This is a genomic window from Pseudomonadales bacterium (assembly GCA_024234165.1).
Lineage (GTDB): Bacteria > Pseudomonadota > Gammaproteobacteria > Pseudomonadales > UBA5518 > UBA5518.
Map to the genome: position 1 here is coordinate 726,219 of JACKOP010000003.1, position 16,669 is coordinate 742,887.

The following is a 16,669-nucleotide window of genomic DNA, read 5'->3' on the forward strand; positions in this document are numbered from 1 at the left end:
TCAGCTCAGCACTTCGCGCTGGTGCGCGTCGAGCTTGAAGTTGTCGTTCCAGTTGTATGCGATCAGCAGGTCCATCAGCTCACTGTTGCCGCCGCGACGCGTCTTCTCGCGCTCGGCGAGCAGGATATCGAGTGCAGGGCCAACCGCCTTGCCGAACAGCGACTCGAGGTAGGCGAGCGGGATGCGCGGTTCGTCGGTCGGGCGGCCGTCGGCATCGAGCTTCGGCGGGCTCATCGGCGGCACGTAGAACACGTTGGGGCCGAGCCCGTATTCGGGGTGCAGCGGAATCGCGACCTTCCACTTGTCCACCAGCTTGTGGATCGGGCCATCCGGATCGTCGCGATAGCCGACGAAGCGCAGCCGTCCCGGGCACTGGCGGGCGCAGGCCGGTGCCACGCCTTCCTCGATGCGCGGCATGCAGAAGATGCACTTGCTCGATACCTGGCGCACGTGGTCGTAGTAGACCTTCTTGTACGGACACGCTGCGACGCAGAACCGGTAGCCGTGGCAGCGATCCTGGTCGACCAGCACGATGCCGTCCTGCTTGCGCTTGTGGATTGCCCCGCGCGGACAGGCATCGAGGCACGCCGGGTGCGTGCAGTGATTGCACAGGCGCGGCAGGTAGAAATAGTGGTTCTCGGCCGGATACTCGCCGGCGCCATGATCCTCGTCGAAGTTCGGTCCCCACTTGGCTTCCTCGCGCGGTCGCAGCCATTCCTTCACCGGCGCACCGGTCGAGGCCAGCACATCCTTGTGGTTGAAGGTCCAGGCGCGTCCGTAGCCGGTGTCGATATTGGGAATCTCGCCGCGCTTGGTGTTGCCGTCGAGGTCGCGCCCCGCGGTTGCCGGGTCGTGGACATTTGCCGGGAAGCCTTTGCCCGGCATCGTCTCGACGTTGTTCCAGTACGCGTAGTCGGTGCCCTGGTCGGTGTTCCACATCTTCTTGCACGCAATGCTGCAGGTGTGGCAGCCGAGGCACTTGTTCAGGTCGAGGACCATCGCGATCTGACGGTCCGGAGTCGGGACATCGTATTTCATGCGGATTCACCATCGCTGTGAGGGGTTGCCACGGGCTTCACACCGGTGGGTTGTCCGGTCCACGGGCGGATGCCGATGCGCGTGTCCTGTACCGCGCTGCCCGGCTGGTAGCGGTTCATCAGATGTTCGATCTGGCCGTAGCCGCCCGCCATGTGCAACGGGTTGACCAGACCCGGAATCAACTGCTTGTAGGATTCGTGGTTCGGGAACTGGTGCGGCTCCCACGCGTGGTAGTAGTAGGCCACCCCGGGGCGTACCGTGGTCGAGTGTTTCACCCGCATGCGGATCGAACCGTAGTCGTTGTAGAGCTCGGCGTAGTCGTGGTCGGCGATCCCCAGATTGCCGGCCTCGGTCGGGTTCAGATACACCACGGGCTCGCCGCGCTGCAGACGCAGCATCATCGGGGTATCGCGCCAGCTCGAGTGGATCGACCAGCGCGCATGGCAGCTCACGAACATGAACGGGTAGTCGCCACCCGCCTTGGGGCTGTTCTTGTGCGTCGGGAACTGCTCGCGCAACTCGATGAACCACGGATGGTCGATGAACGCGGTGAGCCGCCCGGACCAGGTCGGCCACGGTTCCTTGTGCTCCGTGAAGCGCGTCAGTGTGTTCAGCACTCCGGTGCCATCCCAGTCGGGGTTGTGCAGCACGCTCTGCTGCAGGCTGGCGCCGGTGGCGGTGTAGCGTGCGTAGCCGTCGCGCTTGAGTTGCTCGAGCGTGACGCCTTCGGTGGCGCTGCTGCGCAGGATTTCGGTGACCAGCTTCTCCGCGTCCTTCTGTCCGAGGTCGCCGTGGTTGCTGTAGCGCTGGTGCAGCGTCTTCCAGTCGCTGCTGCCGCGTCCGCAGCCGTCGAACACCGGCAGGTCCATCGTCTTCGCCTGGCGTTCGATCTCGCGCGACAGCAACCAGTAGATCTCGAACTCGTCCTTCGACTCCGCGAGCGGCTGCACCGCGACGCCGCAGTAGTGCACGTACGGGATGTACGCCATCGTGTACTTGATGCCGGGCTTCTCGTACCAGCCGGCTGCAGGCAGGATGTAGTCGGCCTGCGTGCCGGTGTACGAGAACTTCGGATTGATGTCGACGATCAGCTCCATCTCGTCCCAGATGAAGGCCTTCAGGTACTGCGGCAGGTTGTTGCGCCGCAGCAGGTTGGCGCCGCCGCTGAAGAACACTTTCGGAGGCGCTTTCACGGGCACGCCCGGTCCCCAGCCCTTTTCGTTCGATTCCTGGTGGTAGGCCGCGAGCGGGCGGGGCGACATACCCTCCTGTTCGCGGTTCAGTGCGTCCAGGTAGCCTTCGGCAGAGAAGTTCACGTTGACCACGTCGGTCGTGCACAGGCGGTTCTTCGTGTAGAAGAGTTCGCCGTCGCGTTCCACCTCGTTCTGCGTCTTGCGCTTCATCGCCAGATCGAGGACCGACTGGAACAGCATCGCCGGCTCGATGGTGCCGAGCAGTGCACCCAGGCGTCCCGTGATTCCGGCGCGCTCCATCTGCATCGCGTTCGAAAAACCGTCCAGTCCCACCCAGCCGCATGACTGGTAGCCGGTGCCCTTGCGGCCGATCGCTCCCTTCAGCGCGAGGCAGAGGATCTTCGCGCGGTTCATCAGGTCCGAGTGCATGTAGCGGTTCGCACCCCACGACGACAGCACCATCGGCCGCTCGGCGCGCGCCCAGCCATCGGCGAAGCGGCGGATCTGTTCGACGTGCAGGCCGGTCACGCTGGCCGTGTGCTCGAAGGTCCACGGGGCCAGATGCTCCTTCAGCATCGCGCCGACCGGCACCACGGCGACCTCGGTTCCGTCCTTCAGTCGCAGCGTCCACTGTCCGTCGATCGGCGGTTCGAAATCGAGCACCAGCGAGCGTACCGGATGGCCGCCGCAGCCGGGCGCGGGCACCGGTTCGTTCTTCTGCGGATGCCACAGGTAGAGCTGGGTTTCGGAGCCGCTGTCGCTCAGGTCTTCGGCACGCAGGAAGCGCCCGTTGTCGAGGCGCACCAGCAGCGGCAGGTCGGTCTGCTCGCGGATGAACGGCAGGTCGATCGCGCCGACGTCGAGCAGGTGTCGTGCCACGGCGAGGCCCAGTGCGGCGTCGGTACCCACCGCGATCGGCAGCCATTGGTCGGCGTGCACTGCGGTTGCCGAGTACACCGGATCGATCACGACCAGCTCGCTTCCCTTGTAGCGCGCTTCGTACAGGAAGTGCGCATCGGGGATCTGTGTCACCGACGGGTTCATCATCCAGACGACGATGAAGTCCGACAGGAACCACTCATCGGAGGAGCCGCCGACGTGGGCGACACCCAGCGCCATCGTGGCGCCTATGTTCAGGTCGCCGATCTCTGCCCAGTTGTCTGCGAACAGGCCGGCAGCCATGTACTGGAACTTGAAACGACCGGCGGTGGTCGGTCCGAAATCGAAGTTCGGTCCCAGATCCTGATAAAGCGTCTCGGTGCCCCAGCGGCTGGCAGCGCTGATGCACTTTTCGGCGATTTCGCTCATCGCCTGGTCCCAGCCGATGCGCTCCCATTTGCCCGAGCCGCGTGGTCCGACGCGCTTCAGCGGCACGCTGGTGCGCGACGGTCCGTACATCACTTCCGTGTAGCACGCGCCCTTCTGGCAGCCCCGGGGGTTGAAATCGGGGACGCCGGGTTCGGATTGCCCGTAGGTGGCGGTCTGCTCCTCGCGCACGACCACGCCGTCCTTCACATAGAGGTCCCACGCACACGCCGAGCGACAGTTGGCCCAGCCGTGTGTTCCCTTGGTGATCGTGTCCCAGGTCCAGCGCTGACGGTAGAGGTCTTCCCAGGTGCCTAGCGGCGGTGTGGTGCGCGGCCCCACCCGGGTGGCTTCATCCGCAGAAACGAAGCGGAAATGGAACAGGGGCAAGCCCACCGCGCCGATCGCGGCGCCGGCTGCGGCAAACTTCAGGAACTGGCGCCTGCTCGTCGATACCTCGCTCATGTTCTTCTCCCTACTCTTTGATGCCGGGACCGGACTCGACTGATACGACAGGATGATAGGCAGGAAGCCTGATCAGAACCTTGAGTTTGAACAAACAATCGGGCGTCAGCCTCGTGCGACTCGCGCGGCATGATGGGGTCGCACCGTCTGGCATGAAACCCCCGGGTTCCCCGATCCGGGCAGGTGCGCGCATCGCCTGCGCGTCAGCGGCGGACCACCCGCACACAACGCGGGCAGGGGCGGTGCAGTCAGGTGCACTCGGGCAGCGTGTACTCATGCCGTGTTGACAGCGCCCGGATTCGGCTATACCGTAACAAACATACCTGCACGCAGGTAGATAGAAGCAGTCCAATGCTCGCCCATCTCGGCGACAAAAATGATTCGAATCTGAATGGGGAGTTACCATGCGCCGAGTCGTTGCTCGTTCTTTTGTATATCGTCATCTGCCACTCTCGCTGCTCGCGGCCGTGATGGCAGTACCCGCTGGTGCGCAGCCCGCGCTGGAGGAAATCATCGTTACCGCGCAAAAGCGTGAGGAGTCCCTGCAGGACACGCCGATCTCGCTGGCGGCCTTCAACAGTGGGGAGCTCGAGGCCAAGGGCATTTATACGATTGCCGACCTGCGAGCGAACGTGCCCAACCTGCAGCTCACGCCGCATCCGTCGAACACCACTGCCTTGCGTGTATTCATGCGCGGCGTGGGCAACAACGACGCGCAGTTGTCGCAGGACCCGAGCGTCGCGGTGTACCTCGACGGTGTCTATGTGGCGCGCAGCCAGGGACTGACCATGGAGGTCGCCGATATCGAGCGGGTGGAAGTCCTGCGCGGTCCGCAGGGCTCGCTCTACGGGCGCAACGCAACCGGCGGTGCGATCAACTTCATCACCCGGGCTCCCGCGCTGGGCCAGTTCGAATTCAGCCAGTCGCTGACCGGCGGCAACTACAACCTGCTGCGCAGCCGCATCATGGTCGGCGTGCCGCTCGGCGAGAAGGCCGCCGTGCAACTGGCTTACCTGAACGCCGGCAAGCACGGTTTCGTGAAGAACGAAGGCACCGGCAAGAGGCGTTTCGGCGAGCAGGATCGCGATGCGTGGCAACTGTCCGCGCTGTGGGAGCCCACCGACGCGCTGCAGGCGCGCTACAGCTACGACCGTTCGCAGATCGACGATACTTCCTCGTTCGTTGCTGCGGTGCCGTTGTATCCGGCCCAGGCCAAGCGTCCGCGCCACGGTTCACCCTACGTGCAGGATCTGCGTCCGAACGACATCACGGCGCAGGGGCATACACTGACGCTGGAGTGGGCGATCAGCGACGCGCTGACGCTGAAATCGATCAGCGGTTACCGCAAGCTCGACAATGAAAACTTCCAGAATTACCTGACGGGTGCCAACCCGGCCATACCGACGATGGCGCTCAGCCTGAGTACCACCAAGTACAGCCAGGATCAGAAGAGCCAGGAATTCCAGTTGATCGGCGATGCCTTTGACGATCGTCTCGAATACGTTGCCGGCATCTACTGGTTCGACGAAAAGGCCGATGGTCGCGGGCGCAGTGCAACGCCGCCACGGCGTACCGTTGCAAGTACCACCTATCGCATCGAAAACACGGCGTACGCCGTCTACGCGCAAGGCACTTACACCCCGACGGTGCTGGACGATCGCCTGCACTTCACACTCGGCGGGCGCTGGTCGAAGGACGAACGCCACTCACGTGTGCTCGAGCTGACCAGTACGGCCGGCGGTCCGGGTGTGATCACGCGGCAGGGCGACGGCAACAAGGACTTCAACGACTTCAGTCCAACCGCAGTGCTCGCCTACGACCTGCTCGAGAACACCAACGTCTACGCGAAAGTGGTGAAGGGCTACAAGACTGGCGGCTTCAACGAGCGTGCCAGTTCGAGCGCCCGCTTCGCCGAGGGCTTCGATCCGGAGACCTTGCTCTCCTACGAACTGGGGATCAAGTCCGAACTCTGGGAGCGGCGCCTGCGCGTCAACGCGGCGGTTTTCCGCGCCGATTACAAGGACATCCAGATCAATGTACAGTCGGACCCGGGGAACACCCGCATCACCGACGTGCTGAACGCGGGCAAGGCAGTGATCGACGGTGTCGAGCTTGACGTCACTGCGCTGCTGACCGAAGGCCTGAGCGTCTCGCTGAACTACGGTTATCTGAACGCCAGATACAAGGAAATCAAGAACGGCGCGGGTGTCGATGTCGTCTCCCAGTTCGAGTTCGTGAACGCACCGCAACACAACTACAACATTTCGGCGGAATACGAATTCCCGCCGACGCCGATCGGTGTGGTCAATGCGCGCCTGGACTACTCGTGGCAGGACAGGAAATTCTCCGGCTCATCGGTGGTGCCGACCCGCTACATCATCGATGACTACGGACTGCTGAACGCGCGTGTGGGGCTGAGCGAGATTCCGGTGGGAGTGGGTGAGCTGCGCGTTGCGATCTGGGGACGCAACCTGGAGAACAAGGACTACTACCTCGACCACTTCAACGCCGGCATGCCGACGGCGATCTTCGGCGATCCGCGCAGCTACGGAATCGACGTCGTTTACGAGTATTGAAAAAATCCAACCTGGAGACACGATGATGATAAAGAGTACCCGTTTCCCACGCGGATTCGACCGTTGTGCGCTTGCCATGGCACTGGCCGCGGTCGCAGCCACCACGCATGCCCAGCCGGGCGCCGAGAAGAAACTCGAACTGGACGAGGTCGTCGTGACCGCCGAGCGACGCGAACAGTCGCTGCAGGACACGCCGGTCTCGATCGTCGCGCTCGGAGCGGCGGATCTCGAAAGCAAGGGCATCCGCGATATCGTCGAACTTCGTACCTCGGTACCGAACTTCCAGCTCGCACCGCATCCCACGTCGTCGAGCACCGTGCGGTTGTTCATGCGCGGTGTGGGTAACAACGACGATCAGATCACCCAGGATCCGAGCGTCGCCATTTACCTTGACGGAGCCTATATCGCGCGCAGTCAGGGTCTGGCGATGGAAGTTGCCGATCTCGAGCGGGTCGAGGTGCTGCGCGGTCCGCAGGGCGCCCTGTATGGCCGCAACGCCACGGGCGGTGCCATCAACTTCATCACCCGCAAGCCCGATCTCGACGAGTGGGGCTTCAGCCAGGGTGTGAGCATCGGCAATCGCAGCCTGGTGCGCACGCTGACGCGCGCAAACATCCCATTGATCGAAGGGCGGTTGGCGGCGGGCATTGCGTATCTCTATTCGAAGCAGGATGGCTTCATCGACAACGCGGGCAGTGGCTCGGACCATTACGCCGACCGCGATCGTGACGGCCTGCGCCTCGATGTGCTCTGGGCCATCAGCGATGCCGTCGAGCTCCGTTATGCGTACGACCGCTCCACGATTGCCGACAGCCCCGCGTTCCTCGCCAAGGTCAACCCCCTGACGGACAGGCCGAAGATCCCGCACCGCGGAAGCATCTACGACCAGTTGAAGGACAGCGATATCACGGCTGACGGGCACTCGCTCACGCTCACCTGGCAGCTCAGCGAGAAGGTCGAGCTGAAGTCGCTCACCACCTACCGCGAGCTGGAAAGCAACGTCCAGAACAACATGATGACGGACACCTACTCGCGTTTTCCGGGCAGACCCGTCATAGCGAGCCTGGGAGATCTCGACCAGGATCAGTTCTCGCAGGAGTTCCAGATCACCGGCGATGCGTTTGGCGGGCAGCTCGAGTACGTGGCGGGGCTCTATTACTTCAAGGAAAGCGGTGACAATACGGGCTTCACCCGCACCGGAAATTTCATCCCCGTTCCGATAACGGCCGGCGTAACCATCTCTACGGCGGACAACGAGGCAACGGCTGTGTTCGGCCAGGCGACGTATACCCCGAGTGCGCTCGGTGATCGCCTGCACCTCACACTCGGCGGGCGCTGGTCCGAAGACAAGCGCGAAGCCACGCTGGTGATGGCAACGGCTGCTGCCGGCGTCATCACACCGACGGGTATGCCCGGTGACGGCAACAAGACGTATCGCAACGTCAGCCCCACCGCCGTGGTTGCGTATGACATCACCGATGACGTCAACGTCTACGCAAAGGTCGCGCGCGGGTACAAGAGCGGTGGATACAACACGCGTGCAAACGGAATCCCTCGCTTCAACCAGGGCTTCAAGCCGGAGGAGCTGACCTCGGTGGAGCTTGGACTGAAGTCGCAGTTCCTGGACAATCGCATCCGCTTCAACCTCGCGGTGTTCGATGCGGACTACGAAGACATCCAGGTCAACACATCGTCCGTTGTGGGTAATCCGTCGATCACCGACGTGCTGAACGCCGGCAAGGCGAAGATCAAGGGCGTCGAGGCCGAGCTTACCGCGGTTCTGCTCGAGGGGCTGACGTTTCATGCCAACTACGGTTACCTGAAACCGGAGTACAAGGAGATCATCGGTGCCGATGGCGTGAACCGCGCAAACGTCTACACCCCGATCAACTCGCCGAAGAACGCCTGGTCGCTCGATCTGGAATACGTGTTCCCGTGGCAGTTGCCCGGTGAGCTCAGTGCCAACCTGAACTATTCGTGGCAGGACGAGATGCACACGTCGACCAGCAATCCGACCTTCCTGATCCCGGAGTATTCGTTGTTGAACGCGCGGCTGACGCTTGCCGACGTGCAGGCCTTCGGTGGATCGTTCCGCGTTTCGCTGTGGGGCAAGAACCTGCGTGACAAGGAGTACTGGCTGAGCCTGGCGCGCGTGATCGATCCGTACGCCCTCTACGGCGAGCCGCGCAGCTACGGCGTGGATTTTACCTGGGAGCTGTGAGTCGAGGGTTGCAGCGGCGCTTCCTCGAAAGGGGAGGCGTCGCGTCTGCCCGGATGGTGTCTGCAAGGAGTCGAGATGGCACGCCCTGCGGGTAGTCGTGGTGAACTGACCCGCGAACGTATCCTGGACGAGGCGGAGCGGATCTTCGCCGAGAGCGATTATTCGGCAACCCGTCTCGAGGACGTGGCACTCGCGGTGGATATACGCCGCGCGTCCATCATTTATTACTTCCCGACCAAACAGCAGTTGTACGAGGCCGTCCAGAGCAGGGCCTACTCGGCGCTGGTTGACTACGTGTGCGAGCGCGTCGGACAGGCCCCTGCGTATCCCGAGCGGCTGTTTGCACTGCTCGATGCCACGCTGGATTTTCTGGTGGCCCGCCCGACGCTCGCGCGCATCATCCTGCGCGACAGCGTCTCGAATTACGAGAATGAGGACGTTCCGGTGCGCTATTCCGGTCCGATGCTGGAACTGTGGGAGAGCGTGGTGCGGGACGGGCAGGCGGCCGGTGAGCTGGCCGATGTCACGCCGATTCACCTGATGAATGTGCTTGGTGCCGGGATCATGTTCTTTGCGGCCACGGCCGGTGTGGTCGGTAGCGTGCGCCGCTACGATCCGGTTGCGCCGGATCAGCGCGAGACTTACCGTGCATTGATGCACGCGGCGGCCCGCAGCGTGTTGCACCGCCCGGGAGAGGCTGCATGAACGTATCGCGTGTGCTTGCTCCGTTGCTTGCCATCATGGTCGCGGCGTGTGCGGCGCCGTCCGCAACTCCGCCGGCGGCGCCGCTGGTGGCGGCGCCCGACGTGCCGCGCAGTGCCCAGCCGCTGGTGCAGGACCCCGCAGCGTTTCGCTTCGTGATCGTCGGCGATCGTACCGGCGGGCATCGGGCCGGCGTGTTCGAGCGGGCGATGGAGCAGATCAACCTGCTGCAGCCCGATTTCGTGTTGAGTGTCGGCGACCATATCGAAGGGTATACGGAGGATCGTGCCGAACTGGCGCGCCAGTGGCAGGAGATCGCCGACGCGGTCGGAAAGCTGCAGATGCCGTACTTCCACGTCGTCGGCAACCACGACATGGGCAACGAGACGATGCGGGCGGTGTGGCGGCAGCGGCTCGGGCGTGACTACTACCATTTTCGCTACCGCGACGTGCTGTTCCTGGCGCTGAACACCGAGGATCCTCCGGTGCTGCGACCCGGCAGGGAATCGTTCTCGACGGCCAAGGCCGACGAGAAGGGCTATGCGCTGTTTCGCCAGGCGGTCGCGCTGATGCAGAACGACCCCGAGGAGGCCAGGCGCGCGGCGCGGACCGATCCCGCACTCGCGCGCGTCATGAAGATCCTGCAGGATCTCGACAAGGTGGCGATCAGTGCCGAGCAGGTTGCGTACGTGCGCGAGGCGCTGGCTGCCAACGCCGATGCGCGCTGGACGGTGTTGCTGTTGCACAAGCCGGCATGGAAATACGATTCGCCGGAGTTCAGGCAGATCGAGGCGATGCTCGGCGATCGGCCGTATACGGTCGTCGCGGGACACCTCCACTACTATTCACTCGCCAGCCGTAACGGTCGCGACTACATCCAGATGGGCACCACCGGTGGCACCCTCGATACGCACCCGCCCGGACCGGGAACCATGGATCACGTGATGTGGGTCACGATGACTGCCAAGGGGCCCGAGATCGCGAACATCAGGCTCGACGGTCTGCTCGATCGTTGCGGTGCCGAAGGGTGCACGCGCCCGACCGTGGCACATTGATTCACACTGGCAGCAACAAGGAGTCATACGAATGAGCGCGACGAAAGCGGTTTCTCTGGGTGGGGCAATCGTGACCGGAGGCTGTTCCGGCATCGGCGCTGCGTGTGCCGACGTACTGGCAGCGGAAGGCCGTGCAGTTGCGGTCTGGGATCTGGATGAGCAGCGCGCCGCTGCGATTGCCGGACAGCTCACCGCACAGCACGGCGTACCCGCAATCGGCCTCGGCATCGATCTGCGCAGGACCGACGGCATCGCCGCGGCGGTGGAGCGTACCCGTGCTGCGATCGGTGCGATCGGCGCGCTGGTGCACGCGGCGGGCGTATCGAACGCGATTCCGCTGAACGAGCTGACGTCGGATGCCTGGGATACGGTGCTGAACGTGAACCTGCGCGCGCTGCCGTTCATCGTGCAGGCGATCCGCGCCGATCTCGCGGCGGCACGCGGCGGTGCGGTGGTTGGCATCGCGTCGATCAACGCGACGCTCGGCAACGCGGCCAACCCGGCCTACAGCGCCTCGAAGGGCGGCATGTTGTCGCTGGTGCGCTCGCTGGCCGACGAACTGGCGGCAGACGGGGTGCGCATCAACGCCGTTTCTCCAGGACAGATCCGCACACCGATGCTGCAGCCGGTGCTCGATATCCTGCCGGCGGGGACCTTCGAGCGCCGTATCCTGCTCGGGCGTGTGGGTGAGCCCGTCGAGATCGCCCGCGCGGTGCGTTTCCTGCTGTCTGCGGACGCGAGCTACATCACCGCGACCGAGCTCGTGGTCGACGGGGGCAATATCTCCTCGCAGCGCATGTGACCCCAGGTCCGGGCGTCGGGGACTTCGGTTGCGAGCGGCAAGCGCGGTGGCGAAGTCAGGCCGCGCTGCAGTCCGGTGCCTGATCCCGCGGCTGGATCGCCGAGCGATCGACGCCTTCGCCGCACGTCGGGCAGTGCGGGTCGCGCTGCAGCCTGAGCTCCGTGAAGCTCATCGCGAGAGCGTCGTAGGTGACGAGGCGACCGACCAGGCCCCTGCCGATGCCGAGGATCTGCTTGATCGCCTCGGTGGCCTGCAGAACGCCAAGCACGCCGGGCAGTGTGCCGAGCACCCCCGCTTCCGCGCAGGACGGCGCGGTGTCCGCGGGCGGTGGCTGCGGGAAGAGGCAGCGATAGCACGGTGCCCCATCGGCGGCGAAGGCTGTCAGCTGTCCTTCGAAACGCTGGATGGCCGCGTGGATCACGGGCTTGCGAAGGCGCAGAGCCGCGTCGTTGATGAGGTAACGGGTCGCAAAGTTGTCGCTGCCGTCGACGATGAGGTCGTAGTCCGCGAGTATCGCGAGCGCGTTCGCGGCGCCGAGACGCTCGGCGATGCGAATCACCCGGACATCCGGATTGAGGGCGCGAAGCGTTTGACCGGCGCTGTCGACCTTGGGCATGCCCAGGCGGTCGCTGGCGTGGAGCACCTGTCGCTGCAGGTTGCTCAGTTCGACGACATCGGAATCGACGATCCCCAGTGTGCCGATTCCGGCAGCCGCGAGATACAGGCCGGCGGGTGAGCCGAGACCTCCCGCACCGACGCACAGCACACGCGCCGCCAGCAACCTGCGCTGCCCCGCCACGCCGATTTCCGGCAGCCGCACGTGGCGCGCGTAGCGCGTTGTCTGCTCGGCGGTGAGCGGCGCCGCACGGCCGTCGGCATCGCCTGCGGGAACGACCCATGCGTGTCCGGCGCGTTGCCATTCGGCGAAGCCGCCGCGCATCGAACACACGCGCGAGTAACCCAGGTCGGCAAGCGCCTGCGAGGCAAGCTGCGACCGCACGCCGCTGCCGCAATAGGCGACGATGAGGCGCTGCTTGTCCGGGACGAGCTTGGCAATGTGCGTGGCGATCAGCGCGCGCGGCAAGCACAGGGCGCCAGCCACGATGCCGGCAGCGTGTTCGTCGGTTTCGCGAACGTCGAGCACGACCAGCGCCGGTGACTGCTGCAGCCACGAGGCGACCTCGTCGACACTCGCTTCGTCGACTGCCACCTCAGCCGCCACTCAGCGCCTGGATGATCTGCAGCACGTCGCGTGGATCCACGCGCTGGCGCAGATCGAAGCACTGCTCGCCATTGATGAAGATGCGCATGTGCGGGCGCACCTCGCCCTGTTCGTCGATCAGTCGATGACGGATGCCCGGGAACTGCCGCTCGAGATTGACCAGGGCGTCACCCAGTGTCGCGCCGCAAGCCGCAACTTCCCGCTCGTTCGTGTAGGAGCGCAGCGGGCCCGGAATCACGACTTTCACGGCACTAGACCTGCGCAGTTTCCACGGCGTAAATCTCGGGAAGATGTTGTGCGATGCACTTCCAGTGCGCGCCTTCGTCGGCCCCCATCCACAACTCACCGCTCGTCGTCCCGAGATACAGGCCGACCGGATCGCGCGCATCGCTCGTCATCGCTTGCCGCTTCACGGTCCACCACGCCTGGGATTCCGGGAGCCCCGCATCCAGGCGGCGCCAGGTCCGGCCGCCGTTGCGCGTGACGTAGACGGCCGGTTTGCCGGCGAGGCTCACACGGGGCCAGACGGACGAGCCATCCATCGGGAACACCCAGGCAATGTCGTCATCGTGTGGATGCACGACCATCGGAAAGCCGACGTCGCCGATCGACTTCGGCATCGTCTTGCCGATGCGTGTCCAGCGCCGGCCGGGACGGTCGAGTCGATAGATGCCACAATGATTCTGTTGATAGAGGCGGTCCGGATTGCTGGGGCAGATGCGGATGCAATGCGGATCGTGAAACCAGACCTTCGAGGGATCGAACATCTCGACGACTTCCAGCCCGTCGATCAACGGCGCCCAGCTTTGTCCGCCGTCGGTCGATTCGTGCACGCCGCCACTCGACATGCCGAGATAGAGGTGGTTTGCGTCCCGCGGATCCACGATGACGGAGTGCAGCTTCGGGCCATCCGGTGTGCCATCCTGCGGGCCGCCCATCCACTCGCGGTACTGCGGATCGTCGTTGAGGCCGGCGCATTCCTCCCACGAGTCGCCGCCATCCTCCGAGCAGAACAGGCCGTGCGGCGACGTGCCCGCGTACCAGACACCCGGTTGCGATTCGAGCCCGGGTGTCAGCCAGAACGTGTGATTGACGACCCGGCCCTTCTCGCCTTCGGGAACCTTGGCGAATGCCGGCGGCCGTTTGACCTCGCGCCAGCTGCGCCCGCGATCGAGCGAACGGAACAAGGTTGGCCCGAGGTGTCCGGTGCTCGCGGCCGCGAGCAGGGTCCGGCCGTCGCGCGGATCGAGCACCAGGTGATGAATGATGTTGCCGAGGAAGTGCGGGCCGTCGATCCGCCACCGCTTGCGTGCCCCATCGCCGTGCAGTATCCAGGCACCCTTGCGTGTCGCGACGAGCAGCAGGGTCTTGTGTGCCATTGCCCCCCTCCGAGTCCCTCAGGTTGCCAAATTGCGCGCTGCAGCGTGCCGGCGCCACGGCATTCGCGTTGCCGTCTCGCGTCGAGTTTACGCCAACGCAGGGAAGCCGCCACCGGTGTGGTGACGCTGGTGGCACGCCCGCGCGTGGCCCGCTGTCGACTGGGTCGCTGGTGATGGCGTGAGTGGCGCCTCCGCGAGGTGCATGGATTGGGAGCAGGGACGCTGGCGATCGGCAGCGGACGCCGACGATCCGCTGTTCCGACCCGATTCGAGCAGGCGGGCAGGGTGTCGAGCGGGATCGCTCCAACCAGACAGGTGCTTATGCGTTCAGCAAGCGCCGCCGAGCGTGCGAAACGGCGCCACAAGCAGTTGAAGGCAAAGGGGGAAGCCGGGAATGATCCGACGAGGCTGGGGGAGGGTCGTGTTCATCCCAGCGACGCCATCAACAGATCATGAGACCTCTGCCTGATGATGGGGTCTGATCCACCGTAAGGAAAAGGAGGTTCAGGATCGTATTCGATGCCGACCTGGATGGCCTGAGCCGTCACCGGATCAGCAATTTCGGCACACAGGACCAGCGCCAGGTCGATTCCGGCAGAAACGCCTGCTGCCATGAACACCTTGCCCGACCGGGTGAAGCGTTTCCCACTGTAGTGCAGCCCCATCTCCTCGACCGTCTCAGCCGCCTCCCAGTGCGTCGAGACATCACCCTGGGTGACGATCCCGGCTGCGATCAGGATCAGTGCACCCGTGCAGACCGAAGCCGTGATGCGCGTTTGGGCATGCTGCGCCTGCAGCCAGCGCTGGACGGACGGGTCCTGCGCAACCGGCATCACCTTTGCAGGTGGCCCACCGGGCACCAGCAGCACATCGGAGCGACCTGCGGCAGCCACGTCGCAAGTCGGCAGGAAACGCATGAACCCCGTGTCGGACGTGATCGGCTCGTTGTCCAGCGCGACGAACTGCAGTCTTGCTCCCGGCAGCCGGCTCAATACTTCATAAGGTCCTACCGCATCGAGCATCGTCATGCCCGGATAAGCCAGAATATTGATCAGCATGGCTCGTTCCTCGTCGTACGTCGGCAACCCTGCCTGCTCGCAACCTGGCCAGTCGGGCTCGAGTGCATGATGCGTCATCGAAACACACATGAAAACGGCGTGCGCCAGGGATCACCCTTGGAAGGCTCAAGGCTCAAGCGTGTCGCCGCAATGGGTGCCACAGATGGCCGGTGCGGTCGAGCTGCTGCGCGCGACTCATGGTGCCGCGCTTTCCCGGTCGGCGAGGCCTTGCGTGATCGCCTCGATACGCGCCTTGACTTCGGGCGTCAAGCCGGGCAATACGGCCATGGCGCCCAGGTTGTCCTGCAACTGACTCAGCTTCGACGCTCCGGTGATGACGCTGCTCACGCGCGGGTTGGCCGCCGCCCAGGCGATCGCCAGTTGCGCCGCCGTGGCGCCGAGTTCGGCGGCAAGCGCTTCGAGTTCGGCCACCGCGGCGGTCTTTGCCTGGTCGGCCAGGTCTGCGTGCAGGAACGACATGCCTTCCATCGCGCCGCGGCTGCCGGCGGGAACGCCGCGGCGGTACTTGCCGCTCAGCAGTCCGGACGCGAGCGGGCTCCAGGTCGTGAGGCCAAGCCCGATGTCCTCGTAGAGCCGCGCGTACTCGTGTTCGACGCGCCGGCGATGGAACAGGTTGTATTGCGGCTGCTCGACTACCGGCTTGTGCCAGCCGTGGCGTTCGGCGACGGCACAGGCGGCGCGGATGTCGTCGGCGCTCCACTCGCTCGTGCCCCAGTAGAGCGCCTTGCCTTGCTCGATGATGTCGCTCATCGCGCGCGCCGTCTCCTCGACCGGCGTCTGCGGGTCGGGGCGGTGGCAGTAGATCAGGTCGATATGGTCCAGGCCGAAGCGTTGCAGCGAGCCGTCGATGGCATCCAGCAGATACTTGCGATTCAGCGTGTTCTTGCGGTTGACCGCCCCGGCGTCGCGCCCCAGGCCCCAGAAGAACTTGGTCGAGACGACGTAGTTCAAGCGCGGCCACTTGAGTGTCTTCAGCGCCGCGCCCATGACGACCTCGCTTTGTCCTTGGGCATACGCCTCGGCGTTGTCGAAGAAGTTGACGCCGGCGTCGAAGGCGGCGGCCATCATCTCGACCGCCGCATGGTGGTCCACCTGGTTGTGGTAAGTCACCCAGGACCCCAGCGACAAAGCGCTGACGCGCAGGCCGCAGCGGCCGAGACGGCGGTATTGCATGACGAAACCTCGCTGGTTGGCAGACCCTCAGCGTAGACGATCGGTAAGGTGCTCGATCGGTCAGGGTTTCACAGGCTCTCAGCCCGGCGGCAATGCCGGTGCGTTATTGCTGGCGTTGGCGGGTGTCGGTGCCGGCGTTCTGTGGTCGTGGCTGCCCGGCAGCCTGCCGGCGGGGCTGGCGTTGTTCGTCTTTGTCGTCGTGCTGACGGCGTCGTGCACCGGGCTCGTGAGCGTTGTCGCGCTGACCACGTGAGGGCTTGCCGCTCGAGGAGCGCATCGCTGCCGACCGCAGCAGCGTGCTGTTCGCCCATCACGCTGACTTTCGGCGCCCATCTCGAGACTGGCTCCACATTCCTCTACGGGATTCGTTTGTACGGGGATTGATGAAGCGGGGCGGCGGGTGCGCGAGAACGGGAAATCGGATTGACCCATCGTGAGCTTTTGAGGTCGCGCTGGATG

The 16,669-nt window shown here is 64.6% G+C and carries 13 protein-coding genes; 6 read left to right on the top strand and 7 right to left on the bottom strand.

The features are described 5' to 3' along the window. Nucleotides 1-1,038 carry a respiratory nitrate reductase subunit beta gene (locus H7A12_12625; GenBank protein ID MCP5321648.1) on the bottom strand — a complete coding sequence of 346 codons (1,038 nt, stop codon included), beginning with the start codon at nucleotides 1,036-1,038 and terminating at the stop codon, nucleotides 1-3. Next, entirely contained in the window at nucleotides 1,035-4,001 is a 2,967-nt protein-coding gene (locus tag H7A12_12630) for a molybdopterin-dependent oxidoreductase (GenBank protein ID MCP5321649.1), read from the bottom strand. The genes H7A12_12625 and H7A12_12630 overlap by 4 nt, the downstream gene beginning before the upstream one ends. 404 nt (nucleotides 4,002-4,405) lie before the next feature. Between H7A12_12630 and H7A12_12635 the strand changes: the two genes are divergently transcribed. The 5 genes from H7A12_12635 to H7A12_12655 all read left to right on the top strand — a co-directional run bounded on the left by H7A12_12635 (nucleotide 4,406) and on the right by H7A12_12655 (nucleotide 11,357). Next, nucleotides 4,406-6,577, top strand: coding sequence for a TonB-dependent receptor (locus H7A12_12635; protein MCP5321650.1), 2,172 nt, complete (start codon nucleotides 4,406-4,408; stop codon nucleotides 6,575-6,577). A 25-nt stretch (nucleotides 6,578-6,602) separates the two neighbouring features. Then, nucleotides 6,603-8,798 carry a TonB-dependent receptor gene (locus tag H7A12_12640; protein MCP5321651.1) on the top strand — a complete coding sequence of 732 codons (2,196 nt, stop codon included), beginning with the start codon at nucleotides 6,603-6,605 and terminating at the stop codon, nucleotides 8,796-8,798. A 75-nt stretch (nucleotides 8,799-8,873) separates the two neighbouring features. Further along, nucleotides 8,874-9,503, top strand: a complete 630-nt coding sequence (locus tag H7A12_12645) for a TetR/AcrR family transcriptional regulator (GenBank protein ID MCP5321652.1) — start codon at nucleotides 8,874-8,876, stop codon at nucleotides 9,501-9,503. Further along, nucleotides 9,500-10,555: a metallophosphoesterase gene (locus tag H7A12_12650; GenBank protein ID MCP5321653.1), complete on the top strand. Its 1,056-nt coding sequence runs from the start codon at nucleotides 9,500-9,502 to the stop codon at nucleotides 10,553-10,555. The genes H7A12_12645 and H7A12_12650 overlap by 4 nt, the downstream gene beginning before the upstream one ends. 31 nt (nucleotides 10,556-10,586) lie before the next feature. Beyond that, nucleotides 10,587-11,357 carry an SDR family oxidoreductase gene (locus tag H7A12_12655; protein ID MCP5321654.1) on the top strand — a complete coding sequence of 257 codons (771 nt, stop codon included), beginning with the start codon at nucleotides 10,587-10,589 and terminating at the stop codon, nucleotides 11,355-11,357. A 55-nt stretch (nucleotides 11,358-11,412) separates the two neighbouring features. On the opposite strand, the gene moeB is transcribed toward H7A12_12655, so the two are convergent. From moeB to H7A12_12680, 5 genes are all read right to left on the bottom strand, one after another. Next, nucleotides 11,413-12,579, bottom strand: coding sequence for a molybdopterin-synthase adenylyltransferase MoeB (gene moeB / locus H7A12_12660; GenBank protein ID MCP5321655.1), 1,167 nt, complete (start codon nucleotides 12,577-12,579; stop codon nucleotides 11,413-11,415). Next, entirely contained in the window at nucleotides 12,569-12,826 is a 258-nt protein-coding gene (locus tag H7A12_12665) for a MoaD/ThiS family protein (GenBank protein MCP5321656.1), read from the bottom strand. The genes moeB and H7A12_12665 overlap by 11 nt, the downstream gene beginning before the upstream one ends. A gap of 4 nt (nucleotides 12,827-12,830) precedes the next feature. Next, nucleotides 12,831-13,958 carry a glycosyl hydrolase gene (locus tag H7A12_12670; protein ID MCP5321657.1) on the bottom strand — a complete coding sequence of 376 codons (1,128 nt, stop codon included), beginning with the start codon at nucleotides 13,956-13,958 and terminating at the stop codon, nucleotides 12,831-12,833. Nucleotides 13,959-14,383: 425 nt separating this feature from the next. Beyond that, on the bottom strand, nucleotides 14,384-15,016 hold the full coding sequence (locus tag H7A12_12675) for a DJ-1/PfpI family protein (protein MCP5321658.1): 633 nt from the start codon (nucleotides 15,014-15,016) through the stop codon (nucleotides 14,384-14,386). Between the two features lie 195 nt (nucleotides 15,017-15,211). Further along, entirely contained in the window at nucleotides 15,212-16,210 is a 999-nt protein-coding gene (locus tag H7A12_12680) for an aldo/keto reductase (protein MCP5321659.1), read from the bottom strand. Between the two features lie 106 nt (nucleotides 16,211-16,316). On the opposite strand from H7A12_12680, the gene H7A12_12685 reads away from it, so the two are divergent. Beyond that, nucleotides 16,317-16,463: a hypothetical protein gene (locus H7A12_12685; GenBank protein ID MCP5321660.1), complete on the top strand. Its 147-nt coding sequence runs from the start codon at nucleotides 16,317-16,319 to the stop codon at nucleotides 16,461-16,463. Nucleotides 16,464-16,669 lie beyond the last annotated feature (206 nt).

Excerpts from the sequence above, each read along its gene's own strand:
- H7A12_12645 (MCP5321652.1), top strand. The coding sequence starts at position 8,874 with ATGGCACGCCCTGCGGGTAGTCGTGGTGAACTGACCCGCGAACGTATC.
- H7A12_12670 (MCP5321657.1), bottom strand. The coding sequence starts at position 13,958 with ATGGCACACAAGACCCTGCTGCTCGTCGCGACACGCAAGGGTGCCTGG.
- H7A12_12680 (MCP5321659.1), bottom strand. The coding sequence starts at position 16,210 with ATGCAATACCGCCGTCTCGGCCGCTGCGGCCTGCGCGTCAGCGCTTTG.
- H7A12_12625 (MCP5321648.1), bottom strand. The coding sequence starts at position 1,038 with ATGAAATACGATGTCCCGACTCCGGACCGTCAGATCGCGATGGTCCTC.
- H7A12_12655 (MCP5321654.1), top strand. The coding sequence starts at position 10,587 with ATGAGCGCGACGAAAGCGGTTTCTCTGGGTGGGGCAATCGTGACCGGA.
- H7A12_12635 (MCP5321650.1), top strand. The coding sequence starts at position 4,406 with ATGCGCCGAGTCGTTGCTCGTTCTTTTGTATATCGTCATCTGCCACTC.
- H7A12_12630 (MCP5321649.1), bottom strand. The coding sequence starts at position 4,001 with ATGAGCGAGGTATCGACGAGCAGGCGCCAGTTCCTGAAGTTTGCCGCA.
- H7A12_12675 (MCP5321658.1), bottom strand. The coding sequence starts at position 15,016 with ATGCTGATCAATATTCTGGCTTATCCGGGCATGACGATGCTCGATGCG.
- H7A12_12640 (MCP5321651.1), top strand. The coding sequence starts at position 6,603 with ATGATAAAGAGTACCCGTTTCCCACGCGGATTCGACCGTTGTGCGCTT.
- H7A12_12650 (MCP5321653.1), top strand. The coding sequence starts at position 9,500 with ATGAACGTATCGCGTGTGCTTGCTCCGTTGCTTGCCATCATGGTCGCG.